Annotated in this window: 14 protein-coding genes; 2 read left to right on the top strand and 12 right to left on the bottom strand. The window is 44.6% G+C overall.

Going from position 1 to position 14,447, the window contains the following annotated elements:
- The first annotated feature begins 179 nt into the window (after positions 1-179).
- Positions 180-368: a 50S ribosomal protein L28 gene (rpmB, locus tag CF394_RS02175; RefSeq protein WP_094941624.1), complete on the top strand. Its 189-nt coding sequence runs from the start codon at positions 180-182 to the stop codon at positions 366-368.
- A 175-nt stretch (positions 369-543) separates the two neighbouring features.
- Here rpmB and CF394_RS02170 read toward each other — a convergent pair whose 3' ends face one another.
- From CF394_RS02170 to gmk, 12 genes are read right to left on the bottom strand one after another with little or no spacing between them, the layout of a single operon-like run.
- Entirely contained in the window at positions 544-1,188 is a 645-nt protein-coding gene (locus CF394_RS02170; protein WP_094941623.1) for a thiamine diphosphokinase, read from the bottom strand.
- 2 nt (positions 1,189-1,190) lie between these two features.
- Positions 1,191-1,838 carry a ribulose-phosphate 3-epimerase gene (gene rpe / locus CF394_RS02165; RefSeq protein ID WP_094941622.1) on the bottom strand — a complete coding sequence of 216 codons (648 nt, stop codon included), beginning with the start codon at positions 1,836-1,838 and terminating at the stop codon, positions 1,191-1,193.
- Between the two features lie 2 nt (positions 1,839-1,840).
- On the bottom strand, positions 1,841-2,716 hold the full coding sequence (rsgA, locus tag CF394_RS02160; protein WP_094941621.1) for a ribosome small subunit-dependent GTPase A: 876 nt from the start codon (positions 2,714-2,716) through the stop codon (positions 1,841-1,843).
- A 12-nt stretch (positions 2,717-2,728) separates the two neighbouring features.
- The gene (pknB, locus tag CF394_RS02155) at positions 2,729-4,678 is read right to left on the bottom strand and encodes a Stk1 family PASTA domain-containing Ser/Thr kinase (protein ID WP_094941620.1); all 1,950 of its coding nucleotides are present in this window, start codon (positions 4,676-4,678) and stop codon (positions 2,729-2,731) included.
- Positions 4,679-4,680: 2 nt separating this feature from the next.
- Complete coding sequence (locus CF394_RS02150) at positions 4,681-5,427, bottom strand: Stp1/IreP family PP2C-type Ser/Thr phosphatase (RefSeq protein ID WP_094941619.1); 747 nt, start codon at positions 5,425-5,427, stop codon at positions 4,681-4,683.
- Between the two features lie 4 nt (positions 5,428-5,431).
- Positions 5,432-6,775 (bottom strand): 16S rRNA (cytosine(967)-C(5))-methyltransferase RsmB, encoded by a 1,344-nt coding sequence (gene rsmB / locus CF394_RS02145; RefSeq protein ID WP_094941618.1) that lies wholly within the window; start codon positions 6,773-6,775, stop codon positions 5,432-5,434.
- Positions 6,772-7,710, bottom strand: coding sequence for a methionyl-tRNA formyltransferase (fmt, locus tag CF394_RS02140; protein WP_094941617.1), 939 nt, complete (start codon positions 7,708-7,710; stop codon positions 6,772-6,774). Before fmt ends, rsmB begins: the two co-directional genes overlap by 4 nt.
- Entirely contained in the window at positions 7,707-8,198 is a 492-nt protein-coding gene (def, locus tag CF394_RS02135) for a peptide deformylase (RefSeq protein WP_094941616.1), read from the bottom strand. Before def ends, fmt begins: the two co-directional genes overlap by 4 nt.
- A 15-nt stretch (positions 8,199-8,213) precedes the next feature.
- Positions 8,214-10,613 carry a primosomal protein N' gene (gene priA, locus CF394_RS02130; RefSeq protein ID WP_243370624.1) on the bottom strand — a complete coding sequence of 800 codons (2,400 nt, stop codon included), beginning with the start codon at positions 10,611-10,613 and terminating at the stop codon, positions 8,214-8,216.
- Positions 10,604-11,800 carry a bifunctional phosphopantothenoylcysteine decarboxylase/phosphopantothenate--cysteine ligase CoaBC gene (gene coaBC, locus CF394_RS02125; RefSeq protein ID WP_094941614.1) on the bottom strand — a complete coding sequence of 399 codons (1,197 nt, stop codon included), beginning with the start codon at positions 11,798-11,800 and terminating at the stop codon, positions 10,604-10,606. The genes priA and coaBC overlap by 10 nt, the downstream gene beginning before the upstream one ends.
- 57 nt (positions 11,801-11,857) lie before the next feature.
- Complete coding sequence (gene rpoZ, locus CF394_RS02120; protein WP_094941613.1) at positions 11,858-12,082, bottom strand: DNA-directed RNA polymerase subunit omega; 225 nt, start codon at positions 12,080-12,082, stop codon at positions 11,858-11,860.
- A complete protein-coding gene (gene gmk, locus CF394_RS02115; RefSeq protein ID WP_094941612.1) occupies positions 12,083-12,703 on the bottom strand; it encodes a guanylate kinase in 621 nt (206 codons plus the stop codon). It lies immediately after the preceding gene.
- An 85-nt stretch (positions 12,704-12,788) separates the two neighbouring features.
- Here gmk and CF394_RS02110 point away from each other — a divergent pair, with 85 nt between their 5' ends.
- A complete protein-coding gene (locus CF394_RS02110; protein ID WP_094941611.1) occupies positions 12,789-14,444 on the top strand; it encodes an Rqc2 family fibronectin-binding protein in 1,656 nt (551 codons plus the stop codon).
- Positions 14,445-14,447 lie beyond the last annotated feature (3 nt).

Below are 14,447 nucleotides of genomic sequence, written 5' to 3'. Positions count from 1 at the left end.
TACCTTTCATTGTACTATAGGTTGCAGGGCATGAAAAGAAACGATTTCTTAAAGAGCTGTAAAGGAATTTTTCTTGATAACACTTGCGAACTGAAATAAAGTGTGGTAAATTACTAAAGTATGTGAAATAACGAAGTAAAACAATAAGCATAGCTTCTTGTTGTGAGGAGGGAATTAGTATGCCTAAACAATGTGTTATTACAGGACGCAAAGCTCGTACTGGAAACAGCCGTTCACACGCTATGAACGCTTCTAAGCGTACGTGGGGTGCTAACTTACAAAAAGTTCGTATTCTTGTAGATGGTAAACCAAAACGCGTATGGGTTTCTGCTCGTGCATTAAAATCAGGAAAAGTGGAGCGCGTATAATTCGCTCTTCTTTTTTAAAAGAACCACAGCTCTCTTTGGAGATGCTGTGGTTTTTTCTTTACTCCAAACAAAAAACCGCCTAATGGCGGTTTTTCTTCGTTGACTTTTGATCCCGAAAGAACAAACGCAATACCTTTGTAACAGCTGCAGGCAACTGAAATGTAATAACTCTCATTTAATCCCCACTTTCCTCGCGACTCTGTATAGTTAAACATATGCCCGAGGAAAATGTGATAGACCCCGCAACCGACAAAATCTCATTACTTGTAAATCGAGAGGAACGCATTGCGATAGTATCTTGTACTACAGGGTATTTGAATCCTTCAAGTGTCAAACCTTCTACGTCTTGGTGCCAAGCAAAAAATGAACAGTACGTATAACAATCCTTCTGAAGATTCGTTGTACCTGGTAAGAGAAAGCGTAAGCGGTTCGTCTCATTTACAATTTCAAATTGTATTTTTGGATACCGTTGTTGGTAAGAGGCGACGTCATGAAGGACAGCTTGATAATGATCCAGCCTTCCTCCTGTCACGCCATGTAGCGTCACACGATCAGGCTGTTGTTGAACTGCTTTTTCTAGAGCAAGCTGCGTATCGGTCTCGTCTTTCTCAGCAGGCAATACAATTGCTTGATTCAAACGTGTGGCCCACTCGGCCCTAGCTAGGTCGGAAATCGAGTCCATATCTCCAATGATCATATCCGGTTCAATACCCACTTCAAGCAAGTGAATGGCACCACTGTCAGCTGCTATCCAAAAATCAGCTGTGATCATTGTTGAAATTTCTTGTCGAGGTCCCCCTGCACAAATCCCGATATGCATACTTACGCTTCCTTGATTTGTTGCAAGGCTTGTCCTTTATCAGCTGCGCCGTAGATTGCAGACCCAGCTACAACGACTGTTGCACCAGCAGCTGCACAGTCTTTCACAGTATCCTTGTTGACGCCGCCGTCAATCTCAATCTCAAAACTCAAACCACGTTGTTCTTTAAGTTCTGCTAACGCTTTCACTTTTTCAAGGACAGCTGGAATAAATGACTGACCTCCAAAACCTGGGTTGACTGTCATGAACAATACTACATCTACATCTTCTAGCACGTGTTCAATTGTTGAAATAGGTGTATGCGGGTTCAATACGACACCGCATTGAAGTCCGAAAGACTTAATATAATGCAGCGTCCGGTGTAAATGACGGCAAGCTTCTACATGAACCGTAATGATATCGGCCCCAGCCTTTGCAAACGATTCAATATACTGGTCTGGTTGTTCAATCATCAAATGAACATCTAACGGTAGTTTAGTATGTGGACGGATAGCATCTACGACTAACGCACCCATTGTGATGTTCGGAACAAAATGGCCATCCATAACATCCACATGGATCCAATCGGCTCCCGCACGCTCCACTAATTCAATCTCACTTTGAAGGTTTGCAAAATCTGCTGCTAAAATTGATGGTGCTACTTTTACCATTGTTAGTACCTCGGCTTTCTGTCCATGATTTCTTGTAAAAATTGTAGGTAATGATCGTATCGGTGTTGTGCAATTGTCTGTTCTTCGACAGCTTCTTTCACAGCGCATCCTGGCTCTTTCAGATGGAGACACCCTCTAAATTTACAGGACAGCTCACGCATCTCTATGAAACAAGAGCCCAATTCTTCTTTTTCGATGTGGTCAAGTTCGAATGTACTAAAACCGGGTGTATCAGCAAGTAACCCTCCACCGACTTCAATCAATTCTACATGTCGAGTCGTGTGTTTTCCACGGCCTAATGCCATCGAGATCTCACCTGTCTTTAAGGCAAGCTCGGGTAACAACGTATTCAACATTGTCGACTTACCAACTCCAGATTGACCGGCCAGGACGCTCACTTGATCAACAAGCATAGGATTAAGCTGTTGTGTTAAATCTGCATCCCCTATACTCGTATAGATGACAGAATATCCAATTTTCTCATAATACAGAGCTTCCTGGCGTACTCCAGCTTCTTGTTCAGGAGACAGTAGATCCATCTTGGTAATGATAATAACCGGATCAACAGCGTAGCCTTCAATCACAGTAATAAAACGGTCTAGTAAATGAACGTTAAAATCTGGCTCCGTAGCAGAAAACACGAGTAGCGCCTGGTCCACATTGGCAATAGGCGGACGAACGAGTTCATTTTTCCGTTCAGCGATTTCTGTTACCACTCCATCATTTTCTCCATCAAAAGTATATGTCACGAAGTCGCCTACGAGTGGCGACTGACCGCGCTTCCTAAAAACACCTCGAGCTCTTGTTTGAATGAGTTCTCCTTGGTCGTAGACATAATAAAATCCACTTAACGCTTTACGAATTTGTCCTGTCGGCATCCCATTCCTCCTTTACGGTAATTCTTTGTAATCGATTGTTTCTTGCTCTACGACTACATTGTCTATTTCGATACGATAGGCACCTTGTGTACCTTCTACAATTTCTAATTGCAAGCGACGCGTCACGGTTTCCGTAATTTCAAATTCTTCAATTGGTTCAGCTAAAGTTCGGGTTTTATCTTGAACAAAGATTTTTACATTCTTCGGTTCCGCTTCTTGCCCTTCTTCAGGCTGTTCGTACGGAATCTCCACACTGACTACGTAAAGCTTCGTTGCCGCTGCTTGTGGACCCGATGAGAGAACTACTGTGACGGTGCTTCCTGGCTTCAACCTTGTTCCTGCAGCTGGGTCTTGACGGATTACTTCTCCTGCTGGAACTTCTGAAGAGTTTTCAGTTGCTGAAGAATTGATTACAAACCCCGAAGATTCCGCGTATGCATCTAACGCTCGCTTATTGTAGCCTTTTAAATCTTGAACTTCTCTCAGATCAGGTCCTTTACTCACTGTCAGCACAAGATCTGTATCAACCGGATTCACTGCTTCTCCAGCTTCGGGCTGTTGAGCGAGAATCGTTCCAGCTGGTTGTTCTGAGAACTCTTCATTTTCCGTCAGTGATTTGAATTGATCAGCAACGAGCGGACGTACTTGCTCCACACTTCTTCCTACATAGTCATTCATTTCCACAAGTTCCGGACCTTGCGAGACTAACAAAGTGACCTCTGTTTCTAAATCGCGCATCCTGCCAGCTTCCGGTGTCGTTCGAATGATTCGATCTTGTTCAACTTCTTCTGAAAAATCTTCACGGACATCGCCCACTACAAAGCCATTTGCCTCAAGTTCTTCAGTTGCTTCTTCTACCGTCATGTTCGTGACATCTGGAACGGCCACTTTGTCTGGTTTAAAGAGTCCAGGAAATGCCACAACTACAAGTAAGCCAATCAACAAGAGAGCCCCGATGATAGATGCGATGATGAGTCCCGTTCTCTTCTTTTTCTTTTTCGGTTTTGTTTGTGGTTCTGGAGCGTCACTTAATTTTCTTGTCTCAGCTAATGAATCGACTGGGATTGGTTGTTTGATGACAGGCATCACTTTTGTTGCATCGTCATCTACACTTGGCATATATTTTTCTTCGTTCATCCGGTCCGGGTGTAGGGACTGGACCAAATGCTCGTGCATTTCTTTAACAGACGCATACCGGTCTTCTGGTTTTTTCGCAGTTGCACGGAGCACTACATTCTCTAAGCTCTGCGGAATTGCTGGATTGATAGCTCGTACTGATGGAGTCTCAGCCTGAAGATGCTTCAATGCGATTGAGACTGCAGATTCGCCTTTAAAAGGCAGTTGACCGGTAAGCAATTCGAACAATACAATTCCAAGCGCATAGATATCCGATTTACGAGTTGCCGTCCCCCCTCTTGCCTGTTCAGGAGAAAGATAGTGGACGGTACCAAGGACCGAGTTGGTCTGAGTGAAGGAAGTTGCGGATAAAGCCATCGCAATCCCAAAATCGGTAACTTTCACATTGCCTTCCTCATCAAGTAAAATGTTTTGCGGCTTGATGTCTCGGTGAATGATGTGATGGTCGTGAGCGTGTTCAATTGCAGATAGCAGCTGCTTCATAATTTGAACGGCTTTAGCTGGTGATACAGGAGCATGTTCTGCTATGTATTCTTTGAGAGTTTTCCCTTTGACGTGTTCCATAACAATGTAATGGATATCGCCATCTTCTCCGACATCATAAATGGTAACGATATTGTCGTGAGTCAATGATGTGACAGAAAGGGCTTCCCTCTGGAATCGTCTGTGCATGTCCTCTTCACTTGAAAAATCATAGCGTAAGATTTTGATGGCCACGTCTCGGTCCAAAATCATGTCATGGGCTTGATATACATTGGACATCCCGCCTCCGCCTATATGCTTCTCAAGTTTATAGCGGCCGCTGATGCGTTTTCCAATTAACATGGTTATTCACCTGCCCTTACTCGGCTGATAATCAGTGAAATATTATCTTCCCCACCTTGTTCGTTTGCAAGTTCTATAAAGGTTTCCACTTTGGCCTGCAGCGACGCCTCCGACTGCAAGACATGGACCATTTGCTCAGCCGATACCATGTTGCTTAAGCCATCGGAACAAATCAACATATATTCTTCAGCTCGAAGAGACACAGTCAAAATATCAGGATCGATTGAAATTTCCGTACCAATTGCTTTCATCAACATATTTTTCCGTGGATGTGTCCGTGCCTGCTCTTCATTGATTTCTCCAGAGTCTAACAGCACATTGACGTAAGAGTGATCTTTAGTCAATGGATTGATTTCTCCTTTGGAATACAAATAGACGCGGCTGTCTCCAATATGAGCAAACGTCACTTTATTGTTTTGGAAAACGGCGGCAATCAAAGTAGTCCCCATCCCTTTACAGCTGGGATCTGATTCTGCGATAGTGCTGATTCGCTCGTTTGCTCCTTCATAGGCTTCTTTTAACCATGAAGATACCGCGTTCGAATCACTTGTAAGATGTAGCTTGGATTTATGAAAACGGTCGACCAGGAATCGTACGGCTAGTTCACTAGCCACATCCCCTGCGTTATGACCACCCATTCCATCTGCCAAAACAGCTAATACCATTCCCTGCTCTTTTTCCACTACATCTAAATAATCTTCATTAATAGCACGTTTCTTCCCAATATCCGTGCGATGAATAAACTCCATTATGTCACCCCTTGGTATCCGCTTTAAGTAATGCTGCTAAATAAAACCCATCTCCGTCTTCATAAGGTAGAACTTGCAGACCCGGACTTGTGGCTGCGTGAGGCAACTGGTGTAAAAAGTCAGGAAGAGCTTGTTCAGAAAGATCCGGATGAAGCTTCAAGAAAGAACTCACCACTTCCTGGTTTTCAGTTGGCTCGATAGTACACGTACTATAGACTAGGACGCCACCTGGCGCAAGTAAGTTATAGGCCTCTTCTAATATATCAAGCTGAATCGTAGCAAGTCTTTCCGCATCTGCTGGTTGTTTTGAATACTTCATATCCGGCTTTCTCCGAATGACCCCGTAACCACTACAAGGAGCGTCTACTAGTATCCGGTCAAACTGCTTCTGTTCAAGTGATTCTGTTGCTTTTCTTGCGTCAGACACAATCGTAGTAATCGTGTGAAAACCTAAACGGTCTGCATTGTCATGAATCAGCTTCATTTTATGCTCGTGAAGATCAAGCGCAGTAATCTCGCCCGTATCGTTCATCAACTGCGCAATATGAGTTGTCTTGCCTCCAGGGGCAGCACACATGTCGAGTATGTTCAAACCTTCCCGTAGACCCAGAGCATGTGCAGGCATCATAGAGCTTTCATCTTGAATTGTCAGTCCTCCTGTTGCAAATAACTCGGAACCTGCTGCTACTTTTCCAGAAAGGTGCAAGCTTTCCGGAAGAAGCCCGCGTCTCACTTGGAATCCTTCTTGTTCAAGAGCTTGAATTGCCTCATCTACTGAAATCTTATGAGTGTTAACGCGAACTGTCTGTGGGGGTGCCACATTGTTCTGATGCGCAATCTTTTCTGCTTTTTCAAATCCAAATGCTGCGACCCAGTTGTCAATCATCCAGCGAGGGTGACTGCTCTCGATAGAAAGTCGGTCAACCGGATCTTTAATTCCATCAAGACTTGGAGGTCCTTTTCGAAGATAAGAACGAAGTACGCCATTAACAAGCCCCGAAACGCCTTTGTGTCCATGAAGTTTAGCGAGCTGTACAGACTCGTTCACTACTGCATGGTCCGGAATTCGGTCCAAGTAGGTGATTTGATAAATGGCCATTCGAAGCAACCACTGAACCCAGGGCTCAATCTTGCCTTTAACAAAAGGCTTTAAATAATAGTCTAACGTCATTTTGTGTTGCAACGTACCATACGTTAACTCCGTCATCAAGCCACGATCGACTGGTGCAATTTTATGTTGTTTTAAATGCTTGGACAGCAACAGATTACTGTATGCCTGATTCTTGTCTACTTCAAGTAAAACATGAAGAGCTGCGTCACGAGGATTACCTATTGATTTTTTCTTCATTCAAATTTATCTCCCACTCTATAGCTCTGCCCGACACCTCTAAGAAATTCTTCAATAGAGAGTTTTTTCTTTCCAGCAGGTTGTAACTCTTGAATTTCTAACGCTTTGCCGTCTCCAGTTTGAACTTGAAAGACTCCGTTCGTTGCGATAATTTCACCTGGAGTGGCTCCTTGCTTTCCGTCCACTGGCGTCGCAGCCCAGATTTTTACTACTGTCTCTTGAAAAGTAGTATACGCACCTGGCCATGGAGACAGTCCACGAACTTGATTCCACAGGTCACGAGCTGATTTCGTCCAGTCGAGACGTTCCTGTTCCCTTGAAATATTGCGCGCAAATGTTACAAGCTGCTCATCTTGAGGTGAGCGAGGATTTGTACCATTTACGATAGATGGAAGCGTTTCTTTTAATAGTTCCGTTCCGGCAGCACTCAGTTTATCAAAGAGCGTACCTGTCGTGTCTGTGTCCTCGATAGGAAGTTCGACTTGAGAAATGATATCTCCTGCATCTAATTTCTTTTCCATGTACATGATGGTCACACCTGTTGTAGGTTCTCCATCAATCACGGCTTGGTGAATCGGTGCCCCTCCTCTGTATTTAGGAAGGAGTGAAGCGTGCACGTTGATAGCGCCCAGTTGTGGCAAATCCAAAACTTCTTGTGGAAGCAATTGCCCAAAAGCAGCCGTTACGATTAGGTCTGGATTGATTGCTTGAAGTCGTTCCCACTCTTCACTACCCTTTAACTTTTCAGGCTGTAATACTTCGATTCCGTGAATGAGTGCTTGCTCTTTCACTGGTGGTGGGGTCATTACTTTCTTACGTCCTACAGGACGATCCAGTTGTGTGACGACAGCTGCTACATCATAGCCTTCTTTGACAAGCATGGAAAGGATCGGTGCTGAGAACGCAGGTGTTCCCATAAATACGATTTTGGTCATAGCTCTTCCTCTTCCTCCTCCATGAACTCATCTGGTGTCACATAGCGGATGATTTTTGAAGTGAAGAGAATTCCATTCAAATGATCGATTTCATGTTGGATGGCTCTTGCTTCATAGTCTTCTGCTTCTAATTCATATAAGTTGCCGTCACGGTCTTCTGCTTCAATTTTCACGTAGAAGGGACGCTCTACTTCACCGTAGATATCTGGGAAACTAAGGCAACCTTCCACCTCAACTTCTTTCCCGCCAATGGCAACAACTACTGGATTGATCATTTCAATCACATCTTGCCCTTCGCCTAGATCCACAATAGCCACTCGTTTAGATACACCAACTTGAGGTGCCGCAAGACCGATTCCGTCTGCTGCGACCATCGTGTCATACATATCGTCAAGGAGCTGAGCAAGTTTTGAATCAAACTTTGTTACTTCTTTAGCAGGAGTTGTCAAAATATCATTTGGGTGAGTTATTATTTTTAAAATTGTCATGGGTATTCCTCATTTCTATACAATCGTAGACGGATGCAAATCAATAGAGATGCGCACGCCTTGTTTCTCCCAATCTGTTCGTGCCAGTTTCAACAGTTGGTGGAGAGTCTCTGTTAACCTAGGTTCTTGTTTGTATTTGATCATACACTGATAACGGTAGCGATCTTGGATGCGACTGATGGCTGATGCAGTCGGTCCTATGACTGCTGTGGTTGGAGATAGACGTTCACGTAACCAATCTGCTACTCGAGTGGCATATTCAGAAGTCGCGAGGACATCTGGATGACTGATCTGTAAGTGAGTCAAATAGTAAAACGGAGGATACTGATACACTTTTCGGACTTGCATTTCTTGCGTGTAAAATCCTACGTAATCATGCGTCTGCGCACAAGTCAGCGCATAATGTTCTGGGTCGTATGTCTGCACGATGACGTGTCCTTCCTTTTCGTGACGACCAGCGCGACCACTGACTTGAGTGATCAACTGGAACGTCTTTTCTGCTGCTCGGAAGTCCGCAAGGTGTAGTGAAGTATCCGCATTTAATACACCAACTAACGTGACGTCTGGAAAATCGAGACCTTTCGCAATCATTTGAGTTCCTAATAAAATATCTGCTTGGTGGTTCCCAAAATGGTGCAAAATGCGCTCATGCGCGCCTTTTGTCCGAGTCGTATCCACATCCATCCGAAGTGTTCGTGTTTCTGGGAAGAGACGTGTAATTTCTTCTTCTACCTTTTGAGTTCCCGTACCAAAGAATCGAATATGTTCACTTTCACAATGCGGACACTGGGTCGGCACTTGTTCTTCATAGCCACAATAATGACAACGCAATGCTTCTCCCATCCGGTGATAGGTCAGTGAAATATCACAGTTCGGGCACTGCACCGTTGTCCCGCAGTCCCTGCAAAGCACAAACGAAGAGAAGCCTCGTTTATTCAAGAAGAGAACAATCTGTTCTTTCTTTTGTAGTCGATTTCTAATGGCATCAATCAGCTCGATACTGAACATGGACCGGTTTCCGCCTTTGAGCTGTTCTCTCATATCAATCAGATCCACTGGGGGCAGTTCTTTAGCATTTGCTCTACTTGGCAATTCTAAAAGCGTATAGACCCCTTTCTTCGCTCGAGCATACGACTCGATGGAAGGGGTGGCACTTCCCAAAATCACGGGGCACTTAGCGTACGTCGCACGCCACTTGGCAACTTCTCGCGCATGGTAGCGTGGCGAATCCTCTTGTTTGTAGGACGATTCGTGTTCTTCATCTAAGATGATCAATCCCACATTTTCAAAAGGCGCGAAAATAGCGGAACGTGCTCCGACCACCACTCGCACTTCGTGACGATGGATTTTGCGCCATTCATCGTACTTTTCACCGATGGATAGACCGCTATGGAGTACTGCAACTTGATCACCAAAGCGCATTTTGAAACGAGTCACCATTTGAGGCGTCAAGGCAATCTCTGGTACCAGCATGATCGCTTCTTTTCCTAATGCAAGAGCATGTTCAATTGCATGGAGGTAAATTTCCGTCTTACCGCTCCCGGTAATTCCGTGAAGAAGAAATACATCACTCTTCAACTCGTCTTGTGCTTCTTCAATTTGCTGAAGAACGGACTGCTGGACTGGTGTCAATTCCACTACTTTATCGACAGATGTATCCGCTAATAGTTCAATTTCTCTGTATACTTCTTGGCGTGTCTTTTGCAAGATTTCTTTATCAACTAGAGCTTCCAATACAGCTGCTGTCACCGACACTTCTTGCTGCAGTTCTGCTAGAGTAAAGCGCTCTTTTCCTGAACGCTGAATCCACTCCAGTACTGCTGCTTGTTTTTTAGCGTTTCCAGAGAGTTCTGCATTCGGCTGAATGACTTCATAAACAGTCTGGAGTTTTGGTTTGGCTTTCTGGCGAATTCGATTTTCAATCACGGCATTTGAAGTATCCAAGTGACGTTTCAGTTCGGCAATCAAACCCTCTTTCTCAAGAACCGTGAAATCCACTTCGTGGTCTTTTGAGAGATGACGTCGAAACGCTTCTGAGACAAGTTCAGGTTGTCTGATTTGAATGATTTTTGAATACGTCGCCCGAAGAGCTGCAGGAATCATGACTTGCAAGGCGTCATTATAAAAACAAAGAGTATCGTCTTTCAGCCAGTTCGCAAGCTCTAGCATTTCTTCTGTCAATACTGGCTCTAAATCAATGACCGACTCAATAGGCTTCAGTTTCTTTGTATCCACGTCTGTAGTGTCTGCTATACCAACAACGAATCCTTGAACTTTCCGAGGACCAAATGGTACATGAACTCGAATGCCCGGTTGCACGAAGGCTTCCAAGTGTTCCGGTACCCGGTAATCAAAGGGTCGGTCGATCGCTGCCGTGGAAACATCCACGATGACACGAGCAATCACTAGTGCCATCCCTCCTGCTTCACAATATGCTGGAGAAGTTCAGAAGCAAGTTGGTCTTTCGGTAGCATCGGGAAATCTACTTTCCCTTCACTTGAAAATAACACTACTTTATTAGTATCTGTTCCAAAGCCTACTCCTGGTTGCGTCACATCGTTTGCAATAATATAGTCCGCATTTTTCTTTTGTCGTTTGGCGTCTGCGTAGGCTTCCACGTCATTCGTCTCTGCTGCAAATCCAACGATGACCTGATGCCTTTTTGCTGCTCCCATAGTAGCTAGGATATCTGCCGTGCGCTCCATCTCTAGTGATGTATCGCCCTGCTGCTTCTTCACTTTTTGATCAGCTGGGTGCTTCGGTTTGTAATCTGCGACAGCAGCGGTCTTAATCAACAGGTCTGCAGTGCTAAAACGATTCTCAACCGCTTCTAACATCTCTGCGGCGCTTTCTACATCAACCCGAATGACACCAGGTGGCGTGTCTAAAGCTACGGGACCCGCAATCAACGTGACATGTGCCCCAAGTTCTGCTGCCGCTTTTGCCATGGCAAACCCCATTTTCCCAGTTGAAAAATTGGAAACGTAGCGTACAGGGTCAATGCGTTCTCTCGTTGGTCCGGCAGTGACAACGACTTGTTTTCCGGAAAGAGGCATTGGCTTACTGTGGCGGTTCATGATCAGTTCTGTAATTTTTTCAGGCTCTTCTAAACGACCTTTCCCTACATAGCCACATGCTAAATACCCCTCTGAAGGTTCGATAAAGCGAATCCCACGTTTGTATAGAGTGGCGATATTTTGTTGCACGGCCGGATGGTCATACATATGTACGTTCATTGCCGGTGCCATCCACACATCTTTCGTTGTAGCAAGAAGTGTCGTCGTAATCATGTCATCTGCGATACCATTTGCATACTTTCCAATGACATTGGCTGTTGCTGGAGCAACGACGACAAGGTCTGCCCAGTCCGCTAAATCAATATGTGCAATGACACGAGAATCTTTTTCATCAAATGTATCAAAATAAACGTCGTTGCGAGACATCGCTTGGAATGTCAGAGGCTGAACAAATTGCATAGCAGATTCGGACATGATGACCCGCACTTCTGCACCTGCTTGTGTCAGTTTGCTGACGAGCGCTACCGATTTGTAGACGGCAATTCCACCTGTTACACAGAGTAAAATTTTAGTTGAACCATTCATTCGAAAATCCCCTTTTATACAGAATGACCTCCCAAAGTAAACTTTGGGAGGTAGGTTTTATACTTCGTCTTCGTATACGACGTTTTGATCAGTTTCTTCATTGATTAACACGCCTGTTGCGATTTCCTCAAGGGCTTTGCCGACATATTTATTCGAAACATACTTTACAAGACGCATGTTCTTTTCTTCTTGCATTTGGCGCGCACGCTTGGATGCGATACTCACCAACGAGTATTTTGAATCAACTTTTTTCTTTAAAGAATCCACAGATGGATATAACATTTATAAGTCTCCTTTCAACATGGCTTTGTAGCGTTGTTCAACACGTTCACGCTTACAATGCTCTGCTGTTACAATGGCATTAATTTTGTCACAGGCACGTTCTACCTGATCATTTTCTACGACATAATCGTAGAGGTCCATCATCGCAAGCTCTTCACGAGCTGCTGCGATTCGGGCTTGAATCACATCGTCAGTCTCAGTGCCACGTCCTACGAGACGGCTTTCTAGTTCAGACAAGCTTGGTGGTGCTAAAAAGATAAACAAAGCATCTGGTGCCTTTTCACGAACAAGACGTGCTCCTTGGACTTCAATCTCTAAGAATACATCACGCCCTGCGTCTAACGTGTCATTTACGTAATCCAGGGGGGTACCGTAATAATTGCCAACATAATTGGCATATTCAAGAAGTCGTCCTTGCTCGATCAGTTGTTCAAACTCTTCTTTCGATTTAAAAAAATAATCAACACCGTCAACTTCGCCTTCGCGCGCTTTCCGTGTTGTCATTGAAATCGAATATTCATAATTTGTTTCTGGGGTGGAAAAGAGCTCTTTTCGCACCGTCCCTTTCCCTACACCCGAAGGTCCAGAGAGAACAATTAAGATGCCGCGTTCTTTGTACATAATGACTCCTTCACATTCAACATACTTACTTGATTATAGCACATCATGATAGAATAGAACAAAACGTTTTGAAAGAGGAATTAAAATGGCATTTGACGGTTTATTTACAGCAGCAATCACAAAAGAACTTCACCAGCTTCAAACGGGCCGTATCACGAAAGTCCACCAGCCAAATGCACAAGAGCTGATGCTCCATATCCGTGCAGGAGGGAAAAATCACAAGCTTTTATTCTCTATCCACCCGTCGTATGCACGTATTCACTTAACGTATGAATCCATCGACAATCCCGCATCTCCTCCCATGTTTTGCATGATGATGCGGAAACATATAGAAGGCGGCTTTATTGAAAAAGTCGAACAAATTGAAGCAGATCGCATCATCCAGATGACGATTCGCAGTAAAGATGAAATTGGTGATGACACGAGCCGCATCTTGATTATGGAAGTGATGGGACGTCACAGCAACTTGACGCTCGTCAACGGAGATACGTTCAAGATCATCGAGACGATGAAGCACTTGCCGCCTTCGATGAACTCGTACCGCACCATGATGCCTGGTCAAGACTATATTTATCCACCGAAGCAAGATAAAGACAACCCATTTCTTCTGACGAAGGATTCGGTACCTACACTTGATGCAGCTGACTGGATGGCGACTTTCCAAGGCGTGTCCAAAATTCATGCTCAAGAACTCGCTTCTCTGTCTTCATCGGATGCTTTTGACTTTGTGATGAGTTTCTCGTCAGGTGGCAGTCAGCCTGGAAGTGCAGAAGTTGGCGGCAAGACCGTTTTTTCTGCGAGCCCTCTCACTCATCTGGATTCACCGTGGGTAGCAGCGGAGTCACTTGGTCATCTGCTTGACCGCGTCTATTATCAAAAAGCGGAGCGTGACCGTGTCAAACAACAAGCTGGAGATTTGGAGCGCTGGTTGATTAATGAGCGCAAAAAACTGACGACGAAATTGAAGAAGCTAAAATTGGACATGACCCGTGCGGAAAACTTGCAAGAGTATCAAAAACACGGGGAACTGTTGATGGGCAATCTGCATGCCATGACTAAAGGTATGAAGCAAGTTGAAGTCGTTGATTATTATGATGAAGACCAGGCGATGCTGACGATTGCTCTCGACCCTAAGAAGTCCCCTTCTCAGAATGCCCAGTCCTACTTCCACCGATACACAAAAGCGAAGACGGCACTGCACGAGGTGCAAGTACAACTGGATAAGACAACTGAAGAACTTACCTATTTGGACGAGATTATGCGACAGCTTGAGCAAGCGTCTCCGTCGGACATCGAAGAAATTAGAGAAGAACTAATGGAGCAAGGTTATTTGAAGAAACGAGCAAAAGCGAAGGCTCGCAAAGAAGTGAAAATCAAACCCGAGTCGTACCGTGCTTCAGACGGCACAGCAATTTCCGTTGGTAAGAACAATAAGCAAAATGACTACGTGACGTTCAAACTTGCAAAGCGCACAGACACGTGGTTGCACACGAAAGATATTCCCGGCTCTCACGTCGTTATCCACGATGCCGATCCATCTGAAGAAACGATTTTGGAAGCAGCTACTCTTGCTGCCTATTTCAGCAAAGCTCGTGACTCATCATCAGTACCGGTAGATTATACAGAAGTGCGCCATGTGAAGAAGCCAAACGGCTCTAAGCCTGGGTTTGTCATCTATTTTGAACAAAAGACGGTATATGTAACACCAGACCAAGAGACCATTCGGTCACTGCAAACATAAAGA

This window comes from Tetzosporium hominis (assembly GCF_002265435.1).
In the GTDB taxonomy this organism is placed as follows: domain Bacteria; phylum Bacillota; class Bacilli; order Bacillales_A; family Planococcaceae; genus Chryseomicrobium; species Chryseomicrobium hominis.
This window is presented reverse-complemented; position numbering and strand designations above follow the sequence as displayed.

Bases quoted from the DNA above. Each gene is read 5' to 3' on its own strand.
- rpmB (WP_094941624.1), top strand. From the start codon at position 180: ATGCCTAAACAATGTGTTATTACAGGACGCAAAGCTCGTACTGGAAAC.
- CF394_RS02170 (WP_094941623.1), bottom strand. From the start codon at position 1,188: ATGCATATCGGGATTTGTGCAGGGGGACCTCGACAAGAAATTTCAACA.
- rpe (WP_094941622.1), bottom strand. From the start codon at position 1,838: ATGGTAAAAGTAGCACCATCAATTTTAGCAGCAGATTTTGCAAACCTT.
- rsgA (WP_094941621.1), bottom strand. From the start codon at position 2,716: ATGCCGACAGGACAAATTCGTAAAGCGTTAAGTGGATTTTATTATGTC.
- pknB (WP_094941620.1), bottom strand. From the start codon at position 4,678: ATGTTAATTGGAAAACGCATCAGCGGCCGCTATAAACTTGAGAAGCAT.
- CF394_RS02150 (WP_094941619.1), bottom strand. From the start codon at position 5,427: ATGGAGTTTATTCATCGCACGGATATTGGGAAGAAACGTGCTATTAAT.
- rsmB (WP_094941618.1), bottom strand. From the start codon at position 6,775: ATGAAGAAAAAATCAATAGGTAATCCTCGTGACGCAGCTCTTCATGTT.
- fmt (WP_094941617.1), bottom strand. From the start codon at position 7,710: ATGACCAAAATCGTATTTATGGGAACACCTGCGTTCTCAGCACCGATC.
- def (WP_094941616.1), bottom strand. From the start codon at position 8,198: ATGACAATTTTAAAAATAATAACTCACCCAAATGATATTTTGACAACT.
- priA (WP_243370624.1), bottom strand. From the start codon at position 10,613: ATGGCACTAGTGATTGCTCGTGTCATCGTGGATGTTTCCACGGCAGCG.
- coaBC (WP_094941614.1), bottom strand. From the start codon at position 11,800: ATGAATGGTTCAACTAAAATTTTACTCTGTGTAACAGGTGGAATTGCC.
- rpoZ (WP_094941613.1), bottom strand. From the start codon at position 12,082: ATGTTATATCCATCTGTGGATTCTTTAAAGAAAAAAGTTGATTCAAAA.
- gmk (WP_094941612.1), bottom strand. From the start codon at position 12,703: ATGTACAAAGAACGCGGCATCTTAATTGTTCTCTCTGGACCTTCGGGT.
- CF394_RS02110 (WP_094941611.1), top strand. From the start codon at position 12,789: ATGGCATTTGACGGTTTATTTACAGCAGCAATCACAAAAGAACTTCAC.